Raw genomic sequence first — 18,383 nt, 5'->3', positions numbered from 1 at the left:
ACTGTCTTCCCTTACTCCCCTGCTCCTGTGCCGTTGCTCGCGCCGGACTCCCCGGCCAGCGCGGCGACCACGGCCTCCGCGGTGCGCCTGCCGAAGCCGGGCACCGCCTCGATCTCTTCGACCCTGGCCTGCTTGAGCTTCTTCACCGAGCCGAAGTGCTTGATCAGCGCGGTGCGGCGAGCCTGCCCCAGCCCGGGCACACTGTCCAATTCGGACGTGATCAGCCGCTTGGAGCGCTTCTCGCGGTGGTAGGCGATGGCGAAGCGGTGGGCCTCGTCGCGCAGCCGCTGCAGCAGGTACAGCGCCTCCGACGTCCGGGGCAGGATCACCGGATCGGGATCGGCGGGCAGCCAGACCTCCTCCAGCCGCTTGGCCAGGCCGACCACGGAGATGTCGATGATGCCGAGCTCGGCCAGCACGTCCGCGGCCGCGGTGGCCTGCGGGCCCGCGCCGTCGACGACCAGCAGGTTCGGGGGGTAGGCGAACTTCTTCGGCCGGCCGGTCTCCGGGTCGAGCCCGGGTGTGCTCGACTCCTCCGAGGTTTCCTTGAGGTACCGGTAGAACCGGCGCCGGACGACCTCCGCGATCGAAGCGACGTCGCCCTCCGTGGCCGCCTCCCGCAGCGCGAAGCGCCGGTATTCGGACTTGCGCGCGAGGCCGTCCTCGAAGACGACGAGCGACGCCACGACGTCGCTGCCCTGGATGTGGCTGATGTCGATGCACTCGATGCGCAGCGGCGCGGTGTCGAGCCCGAGGAACTCCTGCAGCTCGGTGAGTGCCGCCGAGCGGGCCGTGAGGTCGCCGGCGCGGCGCAGCTTGTGCTGGGTGAACGCCTCCCCGGCGTTGCGCTGGACGGTCTCGGCCAGCGCCTTCTTGTCACCGCGCTGCGGCACCCGCAGCTGGACGCGCGACCCGCGCAGCCCGGTGAGCCACTCCGCCACCGCGTCCGCGTCGGCGGGCAGCTCGGGCACCAGGACCTCGCGCGGCACGACCGGGCCGGCGTCGACGTCGTCGCGGGCGTCGAGCTCGGCCTCGTCGCCGTAGAACTGGGTGAGGAAGTGGTCGACCAGCGCCGGGACGTCCATCTCCTCGGCCTTGTCGATGACCCAGCCGCGCTGGCCGCGGACCCGGCCGCCGCGCACGTGGAAGACCTGGACGGCGGCTTCGAGCTCGTCGTGGGCGAACGCGACGACGTCGGCGTCCGTGCCGTCGCCGAGCACCACGGCCTGCTTCTCCATGGCGCGGCGCAGCGCGCCGAGGTCGTCGCGCAGCCGGGCCGCGCGCTCGAACTCCAGCTCCTCGGACGCCGCCGCCATCTCGGCTTCGAGGCGCTTGATCATGACGTCGGTCTTGCCGGCCAGGAAGTCGCAGAAGTCCTCGACGATGTCGCGGTGCTCGTCGGCCGAGACGCGGCCCACGCACGGCGCCGAGCACTTGTCGATGTAGCCGAGCAGGCAGGGCCGGCCGATCTGGCCGTGCCGCCGGAACACCCCGGCCGAGCACGTGCGCGCCGGGAAGACGCGCAGCAGCAGGTCGAGCGTCTCGCGGATGGCCCACGCGTGCGCGTACGGGCCGAAGTACCGGACGCCCTTCTTGCGGGCGCCGCGGTAGACGTGCAGCCGCGGGAACTCCTCGTTCAGCGTCACCGCGAGCACGGGGTAGCTCTTGTCGTCGCGGTAGCGGACGTTGAACCGGGGGTCGAACTCCTTGATCCAGTTGTACTCGAGCTGGAGCGCCTCGACCTCGGTGGTGACGACGGTCCATTCGACGCTCGCGGCCGTGGTGACCATCTGGCGGGTGCGCGGGTGCAGGCCGGAGAGGTCGGCGAAGTAGGAGTTCAGCCTGCTGCGGAGGCTCTTCGCCTTGCCGACGTAGATGACCCGCTTGGTCGCGTCGCGGAACTTGTACACGCCAGGGGCATCCGGGATGCTCCCCGGCGAGGGACGGTAGGTGGTCGGGTCAGCCACCCCCCCAGCGTATTTGGCACCACCGACAGTTCTCGCACGCCCCCGTTCGGGCCCGCCGGAAGTAGGGTGATCACCGGCTTCCGACCTTCGTCGGTGTCCGCGTGGGTGACCCGGTGGTTACTTTCCGACGGCGATCCGGTCCCCCACCGAAAGGATCACCGTCGTGAGCTTCCTCCGCTCCCTCGGCGCCGTCTCCGCGGCCGCCGTCGCCCTCACCCTCGCGGGCGGCGCGGTCGCCACCGCGGGCGTCCAGCCGAACATCGTCGGCGGCAGCACTGCCCCCACGGTCTCCTGGGGCGCCCAGGTGTACGTGAACACGCCCGGCCGCGACTACCAGGGCTTCAACTGCTCCGGCACGGTCATCGCCAGCCGCTGGGTGCTGACCGCGGTGCACTGCCTCGACTCCGACGGCTCGGGCATGTACGTCCGGGTCGGCAGCAACACGCTGCTCTCGGGCACGAAGATCGCCGTCGACAACGAGTACGAGTCCCCGAACGGCGACATCGCGCTCCTGCACCTGGCCTCGGCGACGAGCACCGCGCCGATCTCCCTGGGCAGCTCGGACCCGGCGACCGGCAGCACCAACCAGATCTACGGCTGGGGCCGCACCACCCCGACCGGCCCGCCGGCGACGTCGCTGAAGACGGCGAACGTCCAGGTGACCGGCCGGTCCACGGACGCCTACGGCGGCCGCGCGATCCAGAGCGTCGGCATCAACGGCTCGGCGTGGAAGGGCGACTCGGGCGGGCCGGAGGTCGCGAACGGCGTCCAGGTCGGCGTCGCGTCGACGGTCCAGAACCAGAGCGGCTCGAACACGCGCGGCACGAACAACTACGCGAGCGTGGCGGCGAGCCGGTCCTGGATCCGGACGACCGCGGGCGTGTGACGTCCCGGGGCGGCGCTCCGGCGCCGCCCCGGTTTTGTCGCCTGTGTGTGGGATGCTCGCGGGCATGCGGATCGCCACCTGGAACGTGAACTCGATCGTCCCCCGCCTGCCGCGGGTGCTGGGTTTCCTGGAGGAGACGGCGCCGGACGTGCTGTGCCTGCAGGAGCTGAAGACCACGACGGAGAAGTTCCCGCTGGCCGAGGTCGAGGCGCTCGGGTACGAGGTGGCGGCGTACGGGCTCGGGCGCTGGAACGGCGTCGGGATCCTGTCGCGGGTGGGGCTGACCGACGTGGTGCGCGGGCTGCCGGGCGAGCCTTCGTTCGAAGGCGCTGCCGAAGCGCGCGCGGTGGGCGCGACCTGCGGTGGGGTGCGGGTGTGGTCGGTGTACGTGCCGAACGGGCGCGAGCCGGACAACCCGCACTACGCGTACAAGCTGGAGTGGCTTTCGTCCCTGCACTCGCTGGTGGCTTCGGAGATTTCGGCCGGGCCGTTCGCGGTGCTGGGCGACTTCAACGTGGCCCCGACGGACGCGGACGTCTGGGACATCGCCCTGTTCGCGGAGTCGACGCACGTGACGAAGCCGGAGCGCGACGCCCTGGCCCGCCTGCGGGACCTCGGGCTGTCGGACGTCTTCCCGCGGCCGCTGAAGTACGACCACCCGTTCACGTACTGGGACTACCGGGCCGGGAACTTCCCGAACAACAAGGGCATGCGGATCGACCTGGTGTACGGGAACGAGGCTTTCACCTCCGCGGTGACGGATTCCTATGTGGACCGGAATGCGCGGAAGGGGAAGGGGCCTTCGGACCACGCGCCGATCGTGGTCGACCTGAACCTCTGACCCGCCCGAAGCTCCGGTCAGCCGCCGGTGGCTGCGCGGTGCAGCTTCCGCAGCGCCCGCACCGCCTCCACCGCCCGGTCCCGGTCCACCGCCTGCACCGCCATCACCGCGTGGTACTCGTCGTCCGGCAGCTCCAGCCGCGCCCACGACGCCCCGTCCGGGAAGCTCACCGACAGCACCTCGCTCCACGCGAACCGGCGGGTGATCAGCACGTTCCGCACCTCGATGCCCTCGGCATCGGCCCGCACCCGCGCGATCGCGAACAGCATCACGCCGCACGCCAGCAGGATGCCGATACCCACCATCGCCGCCTGGTCGGAGCGCTGGAAGCGGACGCCGGTGTCGCCGTTGCGCAGCAGGACCGCCACCACGACGAACACCGCGAGCAGCGCCACCGCCAGCACGCTGCACATGATCATCGCCCGGCGGGGGCGGATCACCAGCGAAGTCGCGACGCTCACTGGAAACCCCGCTCGGTCCACGGCTGGCGCAGGCTCCGCAGCACGTGCGCGGAGTCCAGGGCCGCCACCGTCGCCTCGTAGCCCTTGTCCTCCTTCGACCCCGGACGGCCCGACCGGTCGACCGCCTGCTCGTGCGTGTCGCACGTCAGGACGCCGTTGCCGACCGGCGTGCTCTCGTCCAGGGCGACCCGGGTCAGGCCCGCCGTCACCGCGTCGCACACGTACTCGAAGTGCGGGGTGCCGCCGCGGATGACCACGCCGAGCGCGACCACCGCGTCGTGGTTGCGGGCCAGCGCCTGCGCCACCACCGGGAGCTCGACCGCGCCCGCGACGTGGACGACCGTCGGCTCCTCCTCCAGCTCCGCTTCCTTCGCCGCCACCAGCGCCCGCTCCAGCAGGACGTCGGTGATGTCCGCGTTCCAGCGGGTGGCGACGATGCCGAGCTTCAGCGACTTGCAGTCGGAAAGGTCCAGTTTGACGTCGGGACGGCCCACGCCGCTCACTGTGCTCCTCCATCCGCGTGCTCGGTGCCCGCGCCGACCTGGTCGTAGTGCTCCAGCTGGGCCAGGTCGTGGCCCATCCGGTCGCGCTTGGTCCGCAGGTAGCGCAGGTTCTCCGGGTTCGGCGAGATCGGCAGCGGCACCCGGCCGGTGACGCGCAGGCCGTAGCCCTCCAGGCCGATCCGCTTGGCCGGGTTGTTCGACAGCAGCCGCATGGTGCGAACGCCGAGGTCGCAGAGGATCTGCGCGCCGGTGCCGTAGTCGCGGGCGTCGGCCGGGACGCCGAGCGCGAGGTTCGCGTCGACGGTGTCCGCGCCGTCGTCCTGCAGCTGGTAGGCCTGCAGCTTGTGCAGCAGGCCGATGCCGCGGCCTTCGTGGCCGCGGATGTAGAGCACGACGCCGCGGCCCTCGGTGGCCACCGCTTCCAGCGCCGCCTCCAGCTGCGGGCCGCAGTCGCAGCGCAGCGAGCCGAAGACGTCGCCGGTCAGGCACTCGGAGTGCACGCGGACCAGGATGTCCTGGCCGTCGCCGATCTCGCCGTAGACGAACGCGACGTGCTCGATACCGTCCAGCAGCGAGTCGTAGCCGACCGCGCGGAACGTGCCCGCGGCCAGCGGGATCCGGGCCTCGGCCACCCGCTCGACCTGCTTCTCGGTGCGGCGGCGGTAGGCGATCAGGTCGGCGATGGTGATGATCGCCAGGTCGTGGTCGGCGGCGAACACCTCGAGCTCGTCGCGGCGCGCCATGTCGCCTTCGTCCTTCTGCGACACGATCTCGCAGAGCACGCCCGCCGGCGCGAGCCCGGCCATCCGGGCCAGGTCGACCGACGCCTCGGTGTGCCCGGGCCGGCGCAGCACGCCGCCCTCCTTCGCGCGCAGCGGCACGACGTGGCCGGGGCGGCGGAAGTCCTTCGCGGTCGACGCCGGGTCGGCCAGCAGCCGGATCGTGTGCGCGCGGTCGGCCGCGGAGATGCCGGTGCTGATGCCCTCGGCGGCGTCGACCGTGACGCTGTACGCGGTCCCGCGCGCGTCCTGGTTGGTGTGGTACATCGGCGGCAGGTCCAGCCGGTCCGCTTCGGACTCGGTCAGCGCCACGCAGACGTACCCCGAGGTGTAGCGGACCATGAAGGCCAGCAGCTCCGGCGTCGCCTTCTCGGCGGCGAAGATCAGGTCGCCCTCGTTCTCGCGGTCCTCGTCGTCGACCACGACGACCGGGCGGCCCGCCGCGATGTCCGCGATCGCCCGCTCGATGGCGTCGGCGTCGAACACCGCGCCGGTGCCGCACGGGGTCCAGCCCGCCTCGGGCGTGGGCGCACTCGTCTCACTCATGACCGCTCCTCCGTGCCGCCGTCCCGATTGTGCACCTGGTCGCGGATGTGGGCCTCGGCCAGTTTTTCCACGTACTTCGCGACCACGTCGACCTCGAGGTTGACCAGGTCGCCCGCTTCCCGGCGGCCGAGGGTGGTCGCTTCGAGCGTGGTCGGGATCAGCGCCACCGAGAACCGGTCGTCGCCGATCGCCGCGACCGTCAGCGAAACGCCGTCGACCGCGATGGAGCCCTTCTCGACCACGTACCGGGACAGGTGCGCCGGCAGCCCGAACGTCGTGACGCCGTTTTCGTCGCGGCCGAGGAACACGCCGGTCCCGTCGACGTGGCCCTGCATGATGTGCCCGCCGAGCCGGCCGCCCGCCGGCGTCGCGCGCTCGAGGTTGACCCGGTCGCCGGTCGCGACCTTGGCCAGGCTCGAGCGCTGCAGCGTCTCGTCGACGACGTCGACGGTGAACTCGCCGCCGGCCACCTCGACGACGGTCAGGCACACCCCGCTGACCGCGATCGAGTCGCCGTGCCCGGCGTCGCTGGTGACCAGCGGGCCGCGGACGCGCAGCCGGGCCGCGTTGGTCAGCTGCTCGACGGCGGTGACTTCGCCGATCTCCTCGACTATGCCGGTGAACACGTGCGCTGCCTCCTAGTGAGCCGGTCCTTCCATCCAACACCCGCCGCGGCCCGGTGGCTTCTCCGGTGCCGCCGCGAGCGTCAGCCGGCCCGGCCCCGGGCCGCCTGTTCGCGCAGCGCGGCGACCGCCTTGCCCGGGTCGGCCGCCCCGTAGACGGCGGATCCGGCGACGAAGCAGTCGACGCCCGCTTCGGCGGCCTGCTCGATGGTGTCGGCGTTGATGCCGCCGTCGATCTCGACGACCAGCGTCAGGTGCCCGGTGTCGACCAGCCGCCGCGCGGTGCGGACCTTCTCCAGGACGTCCGGGATGAACGACTGCCCGCCGAAGCCCGGCTCGACCGACATGACCAGCAGCGTGTCGTAGTGCTTGAGCGCGTCGAGCCACGGCTCCAGCGCGGTGCCCGGCTTGATCGACAGGCCGGCCTTGGCGCCCGCGCCGCGCAGGTTCTTCGCCAGCGCGACCGGGTCCTTGGCGGCCTCGGCGTGCACGGTGACGTTGTAGGCGCCGGCCTCGGCGTATCCGATCGCCCAGCGGTCCGGGTCGTCGATCATCAGGTGGCAGTCGATCGGCAGGTCGGTGCTGTCGATCAGGGCCTTGGCCACGGGCAGGCCGAGGGTCAGGTTCGGCACGAAGTGCGCGTCCATGACGTCGACGTGGACCCAGTCGGCTCGGGCCTCCCCGTCACCGGCGACGGCGGCGATCTCGTCGCCGAGCCGGGCGAAGTCCGCCGCGAGGATGCTGGGTGCGATCAAAGGTCGGTCTGCCACGTTCCGAGTGTAGGAGGACGGCGCTAACGCCTGCTAACCGGTTGTGACCAGGATCTGGCTCCGGAGAGGGAGGTCACGGGACCCGGATCGCCCTAACCTCGGCCACATGTCCGGATTCCTGGTGTCCCTGGCGCGGATCGGCAGCTACCGCAGCCTGCCGTACGCCGTCGCTTGTGCCGTCCTCACCGTCCCGATCTCCCCGTTCGCCTTCGCTGTCGCGGTGTCGGTCGACACCGACTCGCGGGTGCGAGCCCTCCTCGCGTTGCTCGCTCTGGCGGTGCTGATGGGGCTGCTGGGTCTGCTGGGGCCGGTCCGGCGGCTCGGCATCGGCCTGGCGAACGTCCTGCTCGGCACGGCCATCCCGGCGCCGGCCGGGCGCCCCGACGCCGGTTCGCGGCTGCGTTCGGGGCTGTGGCTGGCGCTGCACACGGCGCTGAGCGGCATCCTGCTCACCGTGCTCGCCTTCCTCGGCCTGGGCCTGCTCGTCCCCGCCGTGTGGCTGACCGGCGGCCAGGACAGCATCAGCCTGTTCTGGGACGACGTCCCGCTCGGCGGGTGGACGGTGCCGTTCGGGATCGTGCTGCTCGCCGTGGCCGTGGTGCTGTCCGCGGGGGCCACCCGCGGTTTCCGGACCGGCGCGGAAGCGTTGCTGGGCCCGTCCGAGAGCGAACGCACCGCGCAGGCCGAACGCCGTGCCGCGGTACTGTCGCAGCGCAACCGCCTCGCCCGGGAGCTGCACGACTCGATCGGCCACACGCTCACGACGTCGACGATCCAGGCCGCCGCTGCGGCCGATCTGGTCGAGGCCGACCCGGCCCAGGTCCGCCGCGCGCTCGGCACGATCGAAGAAGCATCTCGAAGCGCCCTCGAGGACCTCGACCACGTCCTGGGGCTGCTGCGTGAGGAGCCGGCCGCGAAGGCGCCGACGCGCACGCTGGCCGAAGTCGACGTCCTCGCCGTCCGCGCCCGCGAAGCCGGGCTCGACGTCCGGCTGGCCGTCACCGGGCCGGTCGCGGCGCTGCCCGCCACGGTGTCGCGGGAGGGCTACCGGATCGTCCAGGAGGGGTTGACCAACGCGTTGCGCCACGCCGGTCCCGGCGCGGTCGACGTGCGTGTCGAGGCCGGACCGGACCGCCTCGGCATCGCGGTCGTCAACGCGCTGCCCGGCGACGGGCCGCGGACCGGGCGGCGCGGGCTGGCCGGGCTCGCCGAGCGCGTCGAAGCCCTGCGCGGCGAGCTCGACGCCGGCCCGGACGGGCAGCAGTGGCGGCTGACCGCGTCCATCCCGCTGCGGGCGGGCGCGTGACGCCGTCGGTGCTGCTCGCCGACGACGAGCCGCTGGTCCGCACCGGGCTGCGGGCGTTGCTGGAACAGCAGGGCCTGCCGGTGGTCGGCGAGGCGGCCGACGGCGGCGAGGTCCTCGAGGCGGTGCGGCGGACGCGGCCGGACGTCGTGCTGATGGACGTCCGGATGCCCGGCGTCGACGGCATCGAAGCCACCCGGCAGGTGCTCGCGGCCCTGCCCGACCCGCCGAAGATCCTGGTCGTCACGACCTTCGACAACGACGACTACGTGCACGACGCCCTGCTGGCCGGGGCCAGCGGATTCCTGCTGAAGCGGGCGCGCAAGGAGGAGATCGCGCACGCCGTGCGGACGGTCGCCGCGGGCGAGTCGCTGCTGTTCCCGGAGGCGATCCGGCGGCTGGTGAGCGGCCGGGTCGCCGGCGGGAAGCACGCGCGGGCGGCGAGGACCCTCACCCGCCGCGAAGCCGAGGTGCTCCGGCTGATCGCCACCGGACTGTCCAACCAGGACATCGCGGCGGCGCTGGTGATCAGCCTCGAGACGGTGAAGACCCACGTGGGCAACATCTTCGCGAAGCTCGGGGCCGGGAACCGCAGCCAGGCCGTGGTGATCGCCTACGAAGCCGGGGTCGTCAAGCCGGGGCACCTCGCCGGTCAATAACCGACGTGCTCCCGGTCACCCGCGGGAAGCCATGAGTTCGGCCAGCAGCCACGCTCCGGTCACCTTCAGTCCCTCCGCGGCACACATGCAGGAGGACTAATAGCCCGTGTCCGAAATCCGGGCCGTAACCCCCGAAGTCCCCGAAGTTCGCGAATGAGGAGAAACATGGCTTCGCTGTTCACCGGCCGCCGCCGGTGGCTGGTCGCGGGCGCGCTCGGCGCCGCGCTGGTCGCCGCCGCCCCGGTCGCCCTGGCCACCAACGGCTCCGACAACGTCGACGCCCGTTCGTCGGCCGGCACCGGTGACCGCACCGCCGACGTCCGCGCCGCGATCCAGGGCGGCCACGCCCGCAACGTCATCCTGTTCATCGGTGACGGCATGGGCCAGTCGGAGATCACCGCCGCCCGCAACTACGAGCGCGGCGCCGCGGGCCGGCTCGCGATGGACGAGCTGCCGCTGACCGGTGACTACACGACCTACGCGGTCGAGCAGAACAACCCGGCGAAGCCGAGCTACGTGACCGACTCGGCCGCGTCCGGCACCGCCTGGGCCACCGGCACCAAGACCTACAACGGCGCGATCTCCGTCGACGCCTACGGCAACGACGTCCCGACGATCCTGGAGCTGGCCAAGCGGGGCGGCCTGCGCACCGGCGACGTCACCACCGCCGAGGTCCAGGACGCGACCCCGGCCGTGCTCGGCTCGCACGTGGTCAACCGCGACTGCAAGGGCCCGGTCGAGACGACCGCCAAGTGCGCGAAGAACGCCAAGGAGAACGGCGGCCTCGGCTCGATCGCCGAGCAGCTGGTGCAGACCCGCCCCGACGTCCTGCTGGGCGGCGGCGCGAAGTACTTCAACCAGCAGGTGACGGCGGGCAAGTTCAAGGGCAAGACCGTCCTCGACCAGGCCAAGGCGGCCGGCTACAACGTCGTCAACACCGCCGCCGACCTGGCGAAGGCGCCCAAGGGCAAGCCGGTGCTCGGCCTGTTCGCCGACGGCAACATGCCGGTGAACTGGACCGGTCCGGCGGCCGTGCACGGCGGCACCGCGCCCACCCGCTGCGCCCCGAACCCGAAGCTGCCGCCGACCCAGCCGAAGCTGGCCGACCAGACCCGCAAGGCGCTGGAGCTGCTCGACGACCGCCGCAGCGACAAGGGCTTCTTCCTGCAGGTCGAGGGCGCGAGCATCGACAAGCAGGACCACGCGGCCGACCCGTGCGGCCAGATCGGCGAGACGATCGACTTCGACGCGGCGATCGCGGCGGGCACGGCGTTCGCCCGCAGCCACCCGGACACGCTGGTGCTGGTGACCGCCGACCACGGCCACAGCAGCCAGATCGTCGAGCCCACCGCGACGCCGGGCCTGACCGCGACCCTGGTCACCAACGAGGGCGCGAACATGACGCTGGCGTACGGCACCGCGGAAGCGGGCGGCTCGCAGTCGCACACGGGGACGCAGGTGCGCATCGCGGGCCTGGGCCCGCAGGCGGCCAACATCGTCGGCCTGACCAACCAGACCGACCTGTTCGGCACCCTGAAGCGCGCCCTCAAGCTGCGCTGAGTGGTGGGGTGCACCCCCGGGTCCGCCCGGTGGTCTCCCCCATCCCCCCTGGTGTCCGGTGCCCCTAGCGTGGGGAAAACCGAGACACCAGGGGGTTTTCTCATGCGGAAGTCATTGCGCGTCGTCACCGCCGGCACGCTCGCCGCGCTGCTCGCCGCCACCACGGCGGCACCGGCACTGGCGGCGGCGAACCCGGTCCAGGCGAGCCTGGACGTGCTGACGGCCCAGGACGGCGTACCGGGGGCGGCGGCGGTGGTCCAGGACGGCGGGCGCACCCGGGTCACCCGCAGCGGCGTGGGCGACGTGGCGACCGGGAAGCCGTTCCCGCGCAACGGTTCGTTCCGCGCGGGCAGCGTCACCAAGACGTTCGTGGCGACGGTCGTGCTGCAGCTGGTCGCGGAGGGCCGGGTGCGGCTGGACGCACCGGTGGCGCGGTACCTGCCGGGGCTGCTGCCGGACGAGCGGATCACCGTCCGGCAGCTGCTGCAGCACACGAGCGGGCTGTACAACTACACCGACGACCTCGACCGGACCGACCCGGAGGCCCTGCGCCACCGCGGAGCCGAGCCGGCCGAGCTGGTGGCGATGGCGCTGAAGCACCCGGCGCTGTTCCCGCCGGGAACGAGCTGGTCGTACTCGAACACGAACTACATCGTGGCGGGGATGCTCGTGGAGAAGGTGACCGGGCACGCGCCGGCGGCCGAGATCGCCCACCGGATCACCCGGCCCCTGGGCCTGCACGACACGTACCTCCCCCGCCGCGGCGACGAGAAGCTGCCGTCCCCGCACGCGGTGGGCTACCTGCCGTTGAACGGGAAACTGGTGGACTTCAGCGACTTCGACGCCACGATCGCGGGCGCGGCGGGCGGCCTCGTGTCGACCCCGGCGGACCTCGACCGGTTCTACGGGGCGTTGCTGGGCGGCCGGCTCCTGCGCCCGGCCGAGCTGGCGGAGATGCGGCGGACGGTGCCGGCGAACCTCGGCATCCCGGGCGCGGGGTACGGGCTCGGGCTGGGCAGCGTCCCGGTGTCGTGCGGGGTGTTGTGGGGGCACGAAGGAGGCATCATCGGGTTCACGAACTTCGCAGGCGTGGGGCCGGCGGGGCGCCGGGTGTCGGTGGTGCTGAACGAGAACCCGACCCCGGCCGAGACGAACCCGCACCTGCTCGCGGCGGTGGACGCGGCGGCTTGTTCCTAGTTCGGTGACAGGAACCCGCTCAGGCCGGACGGCCCTCGTCCGAGTGAATGCTTCGGGCGGTGAAGGGTGGTCTGCGATGCCCGCCCCCGGCAGGGTGGGAGCCGGCGCCGTTGTCGCAGGTTGGCGACACTTGCGACCACGGTGGACGGCATTGACCAGCGCAAACGGGTGCACGATCGGGTGAAAACTGTCACAAGAGCTAACGAACTGCGCGGTGATCGTCGTCGCGGCGGCGGGACCGCTCGGCGCTTCGGGCGCTGCGGCGATGGACCGGACGGCGTGGAAGGACCACGGTCGGGACAGCAGGGGGACGGGGTGCCGGGCGCCCTGCTCGAGCCGCTCGACAGAAGGATCCGTGAACCCGCAAGTGAATGTCCGTCCACACGCTGCGACGCGCAAAGCAGCCGCCGTCAGCCGCTTGGCCCTCGCGCTTTCCGAGTGCACTCCCAAGCAGCTGGAGATCGCGTCGCTGCGGAGCGAGGCCGGTGACGCCGCCTTGCCCGTCCTGACCCCCTACGTCGCCAGGGAACACGACAAGCTGCTCGTCGACCTGGTCGAGCGCGCGGCGGCCGGAGCCGGCGGGATCGCCTCCCTGATCGGGGAGCCCGCGACGGGGCGGAAACGGGCCGCCTGGGAGGCGATGCACCACCGGGCGGCCGGCGCGCGCGAACCGTTGCTGAGCTCCTGGTACGTCTGGCCCGGAACGAGCCCCAGCGATCCCGTCACGTTGCTCGCGGAGCTCGCGAAGATCCCGCCCAAAACCGTGTACTGGCTGGTGGACGCCCACCGCTACTTCGTCAACGCGGGACCGGAAACCGGCAACGAGGTCGCGCTCGCCCTCCGGAGCCTGCTCGCGGATCCGACGCGGGGACCGAACCTGGTCATCTGCACGTTCACCCCGCAGGCCTGGCAGTCGCTCACGGCCGTGCCGCCGGCCCTCGGACCCGACGAATACCAGCAGATCCGGCTGTTGCTGGAAGACAGCCGGATCATGGTGCCCGACAGCTTCACGGAAGCGGAAGCCAGGAAGGCGGCCGAGTCGGGAGACCCGCGCCTGGCCGAAGCCGGCGCCAGGGCGGCGTATCGCCGGGTCATCCAGTACCTGGCGGCCGCACCTTGGCTGGACGGCGCCTTCGAGACGGCGACCCCGGCCGCGCGTGCGGTCCTGCGGTGCGGCTTCGCGGTCCGCCGGCTCGGTCACGGCCGCTGGATCCCGCGGAACCTGCTGGAACGCGGTGCGCTGGGTTTCTTCACCGAACCGGAACTGGAGGACCTCGACGAGAACTGGTTCTCTGTGGCGCTGGAGGAACTGACCCGCCGCGGGACCGGCGGTGCCAGCCTGCTGACCGGCCGGGCGGCCCCGAACGCCGACGGCGCGCACGGGCCGTCGTTCCGGCTGGACGAACACATCGATCGCCGCTTCGTCAAGGACGACAAGGTGCCGCAAGCCGCCGATGCGGGACTTTGGGCGGCGCTGGTGGAATCCGCGGCCACCGACAGCCTGATGGTGCTGGCGGCCGAGTGCCGCCGTCGCCGCCTTCTGCTCCAGTGCAACCAGTTCTACCGCCGGGCCGCCGACGAGAACGTCCCGGGCGCCACCGAAGCGCTGATCGACCTGTTCCGCGAGGCAAGACGGGTCGACGACGTGGTCGAGGTCTACGCCGAACTGGCCGCGGCCGGCAACGACGAAGCGCGTCTCGACGCGGCCGAGGCCCTGATCGCCGCGCAGCGCCGGGTCGAGGCCATGCGATGGCTGGAGCCGGTGGCCGACTCCGGCGACCGCGCCCGCGTCCTGATGGCGATGGCGCTCGCGGACGCCAAGAAGCCGGCCTCGGCGGTCGACGGCTACCAGGCGCTGGCGGAGGAAGGCGTGCTGAGCGCGGCCGGGGCCGCCGCGGACCTGATGACCGACAAGAAGTCCGACGGCGGTCTGTGGGACGGCCACTCGGGAAACCGGTACGAACCCGCGATCGAGTGGCTGACCGGACTGCTGGAGCAGCCCGGGATCGACACCCGCGGCAAGATCATCGAGCTGATGATCGCGCGGGACGAAGGCCGGATCGAAAACGTGACCCGCTGGCTCCACGAGCGTGGCCAGGACGGCGATCACCTGGCCTACCTCTACGGTGCCCGCCTGCTCGCCGAGCACGATCGGGCCGAAGACGCCCTTTCGTGGTGTGACACCGCGGTCGAATACGGGGTCGACGGGGCGCGCCCCGCGATGGCGATGGTCTACGCGCAGGCCGGCTTCCTCGACGCCGCGTTCCAGCACGCGAGGGCCGCCGCCGAGGAGGACCCGGCCGTGCTGACGGCCATCTCGGAAATGTTCGCCCGCAAGGGGTTGCTGCAGCGGGCGCTGGAGGGCTTCCGGTGCGCTGCCGACCTGGGAGACGTGGCCGCGTGGGCCCGCGCTGCCGAAGCAGCCGCCGAAGTCGGCTGGGGCGCCGAAGCGGGAGACTTCGTGAAGCGCGCCGAGCGGCTCGGGATGGCCTCCGCCGCCCTCCGGCAGCGGGTCGCCGGGGCGATGTGCCGCTCGGGGAAGGCCCGGGAGGCGATCGAGTGGTACCTCGGCGGCGTCGACCTGGCCGACCCCGGGGTGCTGGACCCGATCAGCGACTTCCTGCTGGTGGACGAGACTTTTCACGCCGCCGCGGAGAAGTACGCCCGGCTGGTCCACGTCAGCCGGGGGGAAGCGCTGAACTGGGTGGCCGAAAGCCTGCTCACGATCGGGTACCGGGAGCTGGAGGTGCAACGCCGCCAGGTCGCCAACACCGGCTCGAGCCTCTGGCCCAGGTCCAACGACAAGATCGTGATCGCCGTCGAGTACTGGCTCCCCGAGGCGGCCGCGGCGGGACACGAACCGGCGTGGCTGCGTACCGTCGACGTCCTCCTCGATCTGGGGCGTTACGAGTCAGCCGCCCGCCGGCTCCGGAACGCCCGGGAGGAAGCGAACATCCGCAGCGAGGTCCACGAGGTGATCGTCCTCGCCCTGGCGCACAAGGACAACGCCGACCGGGTGGTGGAGGTCGTCGAGGACCAGATCGAGCGCGGGATCACGACGGCCGTGGCGCGGACCGCGGTCGCCCTCCTGGGGCAAGAGAAGACCGAGCACGCCGAGCGGGTGCTCATCCGCGGGCGGGATGCCGGCGACCTGCCGTCGCGGGTGGCGCTGGCCGACTTCTGGTGCCGGCACGAGAACCCGGCGAAAGCCCTCGACGAGTACTTCGTCGCCCTGGCGTCCGGCTGCGACGTGCAGCAGAAGATCGAGCAGACCATGCACGTGGCGCGCAACAAGGAAATGCTCGACGACTTCCGGAGGTACGGGGTGACCCCGAACGGTGAGCCGGCGAAGCCCTGGGCTGCCGCCACCTCCAGGCTCCCCCGGTAGCTCACTGAGCTGAAGGCAGCAGGTCCAGCGCTTCCGTCCACGGCCGCCGGACGTCCAGGCGGTGCAGCGTCACCCCGGCGCCCTCCAGGGTGTCGAGGTGGCGCTGCCACGCCGGGTGGTGCGCCCGGGTGTCCTGGATCTGGTACGCCACCACCACCGTGATCCCCGGCGCACCCAGCACGTCGCCGAGGACCGTCAACGCCTGGTTGTCCGCGATGCCCAAGGCCAGCTTCGCGACCGAGTTGGCCGAGGCCGGCGCGAACAGGAACACCGAGGGGTCCGGGTGCGGCCGCGGTTCGCCCGGCAGCCGCGACACACTGCGGACCGGCAGGTCCGTGCACGCCGCGACCTCGTCGAGGCCGCCGGTGGACTCCAGCCAGCGCATCGCGGTCGGGGTCAGCGTGATCGCCGGGCGCCAGCCGCGTTCAGCCGCCGGGCGGGCCAGCTCGGCGGCGAACCGGACGTCCAGCCCGCCGCACGAGCCGGCGACCAGCCCGAGGTCTCTCACGGTTTGCGCAGGACGGCGCAGAACATCGCGTCGGTGCCGTGGCGGTGCGGCCAGAGCTGCACGTACGGGCCGTCGCCGAGCTGGGGCACGTCCGGGAAGAACGCGCGCGCGTCCAGCACCTCCGCCTTCAGCCGCCGGGCCGTCTCGCCGAAGACGCCTTCGGTCTCGGCCAGGTGCGGCGAGCAGACGACGTAGGTGAGCGCGCCGCCCGGCCGCAGCAGGTCGTAGGCCGCGGTGATCAGCTCGCCCTGCAGCTTCGTCAGATCCGCGACGTCGGACGGCTGACGCCGCCAGCGCGCCTCCGGCCGCCGCCGCAGCGCGCCGAGCCCGCTGCACGGCGCGTCGACGAGGATCCGGTCGTAGCCCGGTTCCAAACCGCTCTCGCGCCCGTCGCCGACGTGCACCTTCACCGGCAGGCCGCTCGTGGCCTTCTCGACGAGGTTCGCGCGGTGCGGCGCCTTCTCGACGGCATCGACGGTCGCCCCGCTCAACGCCGCCAGCGCGCCGAGCAGCGCGGCCTTGCCGCCGGGGCCCGCGCACAGGTCGAGCCAGCGCTCGTCGGAGCCATCCAGCGGCACCTTCGTCGCGGCGATCGCGCACAGCTGGCTGCCCTCGTCCTGGACCGCGGCCAGGCGCTCGCGGACGGGCTCGGCGTCGGCCGGGTCGCCGGCGCCGGCGGGCAGGCGCACGCCGTAGGGCGAGTAGGGCGCCGGGTCGCCGCCGGTGATCGCGGCGAGCTCGTCGGCGCTGATTTCGCCGGGGCGGGCGACGAGGTGCACCTCGGGCCGCGCGTCGTCGGCTTCCAGGGCGGCCTTGAGCCCGGCGCCCTTGTCGCCGAGCGCTTCGGCGAACGACCGGGCGATCCAGCGCGGGTGCGCGGTGCGCAGCGCGTAGGCGCCGATCGGGTCGGCCGACTCGTCCGGCGCGAGCTCGTCGAGCCACGCCGCTTCGTCCTTTTCGGACACCTTGCGCAGGATGGCGTTCGCGAAACCCGTGGCCCACGAACCGGCTTCGGCGCGCACGAGGTCCACAGTGGACGTCACGGCGGCGTGCTCGGGAATGCGGGTGCGCAGCAGCTGGTAGACGCCGAGGCGCAGCGCGTCGAGCACCGCCGGGTCCGTCTGCTTGAGCGGGCGTTCGGCGCAGGACTCGATGATCGCGTCGAGCAGGCCCTGCGCCCGCGACGTGCCGTAGGCGAGCTCGGTGGCCAATGCGGCGTCCCGGCCGGTGATCCGCCGCTCGCGCAGCAGGTCCGGCAGGACGAGGTTGGCGTAGGCGTCCTTGGTCCGGACGGCCGCGAGGACGTCGAACGCGGCCTGCCGGGCCGGATCGACCTCCGGCGGGCGGCGCGGCCCTTCCTTGCGCGGGGCCGGCCGGCCCCGCTGCGGCCGTGACGGACGTCGTTCCCTGTGGTCGTTCACCGGAGGCGCTCTCCCTGGTCGATCCTCGTACCGCGCGCCCAGTCGGTGGCCGCCATCCGTTTCTTGCCGGGTGCCTGGACTTCGCCGAGCCGCAGCGGCTTCGTCGCCGTCCCGACCAGCACCCGTTTGCGTTCGACCACGATCTCGCCCGGCGGCGGGCCGGGTTCGTCGAGCACCGTGACCGGGCCGAGCTTGAAGCGTTCCCCGCGGAACTCCGCCCAGGCACCCGGGTCGGGGGTGACCGACCGGATCTGCCGGTCGACGGCCGACGCGGGGTCGGCGAAGGACACCCGCGCGTCCTCGACCGTCACCTTGGGCGCGTAGCTGACCCCTTCGGCGGGCTGCTCCCGCGCGACGAGGCTGCCGTCGGCGAGACCGTCCATGGTGGACAGCAGCAGCTTGGCCCCGGACTCCGCGAGCCGCCCGAGCAGGACACCGGCGGTGTCGGTGGCGCCGATCGCCTCGGTGACGACGCCGTAGACGGGGCCGGCGTCGAGTTCCTTGACGATCCGGAAGGTGGAGGCCCCGGTGATCTCGTCCCCGGCGCGGATCGCGGCCTGCACGGGCGCGGCGCCGCGCCACGCGGGCAGCAGCGAGAAGTGCAGGTTCACCCAGCCCAGCCGCGGGATGTCGAGGGCGGCCTGCGGCAGCAGCGCCCCGTAGGCGACGACGGGGCAGGCATCCGGCGCGAGCTCGGTGAGCCGCGCGAGAAAGGCGGGGTCCCCGGCGCGCGAGGGCGTGAGAACCTCGATGCCGTGTTCGTCGGCGAGCGCACCGACGGGCGACCGGACGACCCGCCGGCCACGCCCGGCCTGCGCATCGGGCCGCGTGACGACGGCAACGACCTCGTGCCGCCCGGAATCGAGCAGGGCGCGCAGGGCGGGAACCGCGGGATCGGGGGTGCCGGCGAAGACGAGCTTCATCGGCCCACCCCCGGCGGAAGCAGGGTTTCAGGTGGCTGGAACATCGGA

The 18,383-nt window shown here is 72.5% G+C and carries 16 protein-coding genes; 7 read left to right on the top strand and 9 right to left on the bottom strand.

Annotation, left to right across the window (positions count from 1 at the left end):
- Positions 1 to 11: 11 nt before the first annotated feature.
- A complete protein-coding gene (gene uvrC, locus AB0J55_RS19310; RefSeq protein WP_364249761.1) occupies positions 12 to 1,967 on the bottom strand; it encodes an excinuclease ABC subunit UvrC in 1,956 nt (651 codons plus the stop codon).
- Positions 1,968 to 2,130: 163 nt separating this feature from the next.
- Between uvrC and AB0J55_RS19305 the strand changes: the two genes are divergently transcribed.
- Together AB0J55_RS19305 and AB0J55_RS19300 are read left to right on the top strand one after the other, a co-directional pair.
- Positions 2,131 to 2,853, top strand: coding sequence for a trypsin-like serine protease (locus AB0J55_RS19305; protein WP_364249758.1), 723 nt, complete (start codon positions 2,131 to 2,133; stop codon positions 2,851 to 2,853).
- A gap of 64 nt (positions 2,854 to 2,917) precedes the next feature.
- A complete protein-coding gene (locus AB0J55_RS19300; protein ID WP_364249755.1) occupies positions 2,918 to 3,694 on the top strand; it encodes an exodeoxyribonuclease III in 777 nt (258 codons plus the stop codon).
- A gap of 17 nt (positions 3,695 to 3,711) precedes the next feature.
- Here AB0J55_RS19300 and AB0J55_RS19295 read toward each other — a convergent pair whose 3' ends face one another.
- The 5 genes from AB0J55_RS19295 to rpe all read right to left on the bottom strand — a co-directional run bounded on the left by AB0J55_RS19295 (position 3,712) and on the right by rpe (position 7,361).
- Positions 3,712 to 4,155, bottom strand: coding sequence for a PH domain-containing protein (locus AB0J55_RS19295; protein ID WP_191314254.1), 444 nt, complete (start codon positions 4,153 to 4,155; stop codon positions 3,712 to 3,714).
- Positions 4,152 to 4,658: a 6,7-dimethyl-8-ribityllumazine synthase gene (gene ribH, locus AB0J55_RS19290; RefSeq protein WP_364249752.1), complete on the bottom strand. Its 507-nt coding sequence runs from the start codon at positions 4,656 to 4,658 to the stop codon at positions 4,152 to 4,154. Before ribH ends, AB0J55_RS19295 begins: the two co-directional genes overlap by 4 nt.
- Positions 4,655 to 5,983: a bifunctional 3,4-dihydroxy-2-butanone-4-phosphate synthase/GTP cyclohydrolase II gene (locus AB0J55_RS19285; protein ID WP_364249749.1), complete on the bottom strand. Its 1,329-nt coding sequence runs from the start codon at positions 5,981 to 5,983 to the stop codon at positions 4,655 to 4,657. Before AB0J55_RS19285 ends, ribH begins: the two co-directional genes overlap by 4 nt.
- Entirely contained in the window at positions 5,980 to 6,609 is a 630-nt protein-coding gene (locus AB0J55_RS19280; RefSeq protein WP_364249746.1) for a riboflavin synthase, read from the bottom strand. Before AB0J55_RS19280 ends, AB0J55_RS19285 begins: the two co-directional genes overlap by 4 nt.
- Positions 6,610 to 6,689: 80 nt before the next feature.
- A complete protein-coding gene (gene rpe / locus AB0J55_RS19275; RefSeq protein WP_364250770.1) occupies positions 6,690 to 7,361 on the bottom strand; it encodes a ribulose-phosphate 3-epimerase in 672 nt (223 codons plus the stop codon).
- A 121-nt stretch (positions 7,362 to 7,482) separates the two neighbouring features.
- Between rpe and AB0J55_RS19270 the strand changes: the two genes are divergently transcribed.
- The 5 genes from AB0J55_RS19270 to AB0J55_RS19250 all read left to right on the top strand — a co-directional run bounded on the left by AB0J55_RS19270 (position 7,483) and on the right by AB0J55_RS19250 (position 15,483).
- Positions 7,483 to 8,682 (top strand): histidine kinase, encoded by a 1,200-nt coding sequence (locus tag AB0J55_RS19270; RefSeq protein ID WP_364249743.1) that lies wholly within the window; start codon positions 7,483 to 7,485, stop codon positions 8,680 to 8,682.
- Entirely contained in the window at positions 8,679 to 9,338 is a 660-nt protein-coding gene (locus tag AB0J55_RS19265; protein WP_364249740.1) for a response regulator transcription factor, read from the top strand. Before AB0J55_RS19270 ends, AB0J55_RS19265 begins: the two co-directional genes overlap by 4 nt.
- 165 nt (positions 9,339 to 9,503) lie before the next feature.
- A complete protein-coding gene (gene phoA / locus AB0J55_RS19260) occupies positions 9,504 to 10,898 on the top strand; it encodes an alkaline phosphatase (protein WP_364249737.1) in 1,395 nt (464 codons plus the stop codon).
- A gap of 102 nt (positions 10,899 to 11,000) precedes the next feature.
- A complete protein-coding gene (locus tag AB0J55_RS19255; protein ID WP_364249734.1) occupies positions 11,001 to 12,095 on the top strand; it encodes a serine hydrolase domain-containing protein in 1,095 nt (364 codons plus the stop codon).
- A gap of 418 nt (positions 12,096 to 12,513) precedes the next feature.
- Complete coding sequence (locus tag AB0J55_RS19250; RefSeq protein WP_364249731.1) at positions 12,514 to 15,483, top strand: hypothetical protein; 2,970 nt, start codon at positions 12,514 to 12,516, stop codon at positions 15,481 to 15,483.
- Position 15,484: 1 nt separating this feature from the next.
- On the opposite strand, the gene AB0J55_RS19245 is transcribed toward AB0J55_RS19250, so the two are convergent.
- From AB0J55_RS19245 to fmt, 3 genes are read right to left on the bottom strand one after another with little or no spacing between them, the layout of a single operon-like run.
- The gene (locus tag AB0J55_RS19245) at positions 15,485 to 15,991 is read right to left on the bottom strand and encodes a flavoprotein (protein WP_364249728.1); all 507 of its coding nucleotides are present in this window, start codon (positions 15,989 to 15,991) and stop codon (positions 15,485 to 15,487) included.
- Entirely contained in the window at positions 15,988 to 17,412 is a 1,425-nt protein-coding gene (locus AB0J55_RS19240) for a transcription antitermination factor NusB (protein WP_364249725.1), read from the bottom strand. Before AB0J55_RS19240 ends, AB0J55_RS19245 begins: the two co-directional genes overlap by 4 nt.
- Positions 17,409 to 18,335 carry a methionyl-tRNA formyltransferase gene (gene fmt / locus AB0J55_RS19235; RefSeq protein WP_364249722.1) on the bottom strand — a complete coding sequence of 309 codons (927 nt, stop codon included), beginning with the start codon at positions 18,333 to 18,335 and terminating at the stop codon, positions 17,409 to 17,411. Before fmt ends, AB0J55_RS19240 begins: the two co-directional genes overlap by 4 nt.
- Positions 18,336 to 18,383 lie beyond the last annotated feature (48 nt).

The organism is Amycolatopsis sp. NPDC049688, from assembly GCF_040674975.1.
In the GTDB taxonomy this organism is placed as follows: domain Bacteria; phylum Actinomycetota; class Actinomycetes; order Mycobacteriales; family Pseudonocardiaceae; genus Amycolatopsis.
Note: the sequence above shows the minus strand (reverse complement) of the source record. Positions and strands in the feature narration are given on the sequence as shown.

What these genes read in the sequence shown, in the direction of transcription:
- AB0J55_RS19300 (WP_364249755.1), top strand. Translation starts at nt 2,918, where the DNA reads ATGCGGATCGCCACCTGGAACGTGAACTCGATCGTCCCCCGCCTGCCG.
- AB0J55_RS19285 (WP_364249749.1), bottom strand. Translation starts at nt 5,983, where the DNA reads ATGAGTGAGACGAGTGCGCCCACGCCCGAGGCGGGCTGGACCCCGTGC.
- AB0J55_RS19270 (WP_364249743.1), top strand. Translation starts at nt 7,483, where the DNA reads ATGTCCGGATTCCTGGTGTCCCTGGCGCGGATCGGCAGCTACCGCAGC.
- phoA (WP_364249737.1), top strand. Translation starts at nt 9,504, where the DNA reads ATGGCTTCGCTGTTCACCGGCCGCCGCCGGTGGCTGGTCGCGGGCGCG.
- AB0J55_RS19255 (WP_364249734.1), top strand. Translation starts at nt 11,001, where the DNA reads ATGCGGAAGTCATTGCGCGTCGTCACCGCCGGCACGCTCGCCGCGCTG.
- fmt (WP_364249722.1), bottom strand. Translation starts at nt 18,335, where the DNA reads ATGAAGCTCGTCTTCGCCGGCACCCCCGATCCCGCGGTTCCCGCCCTG.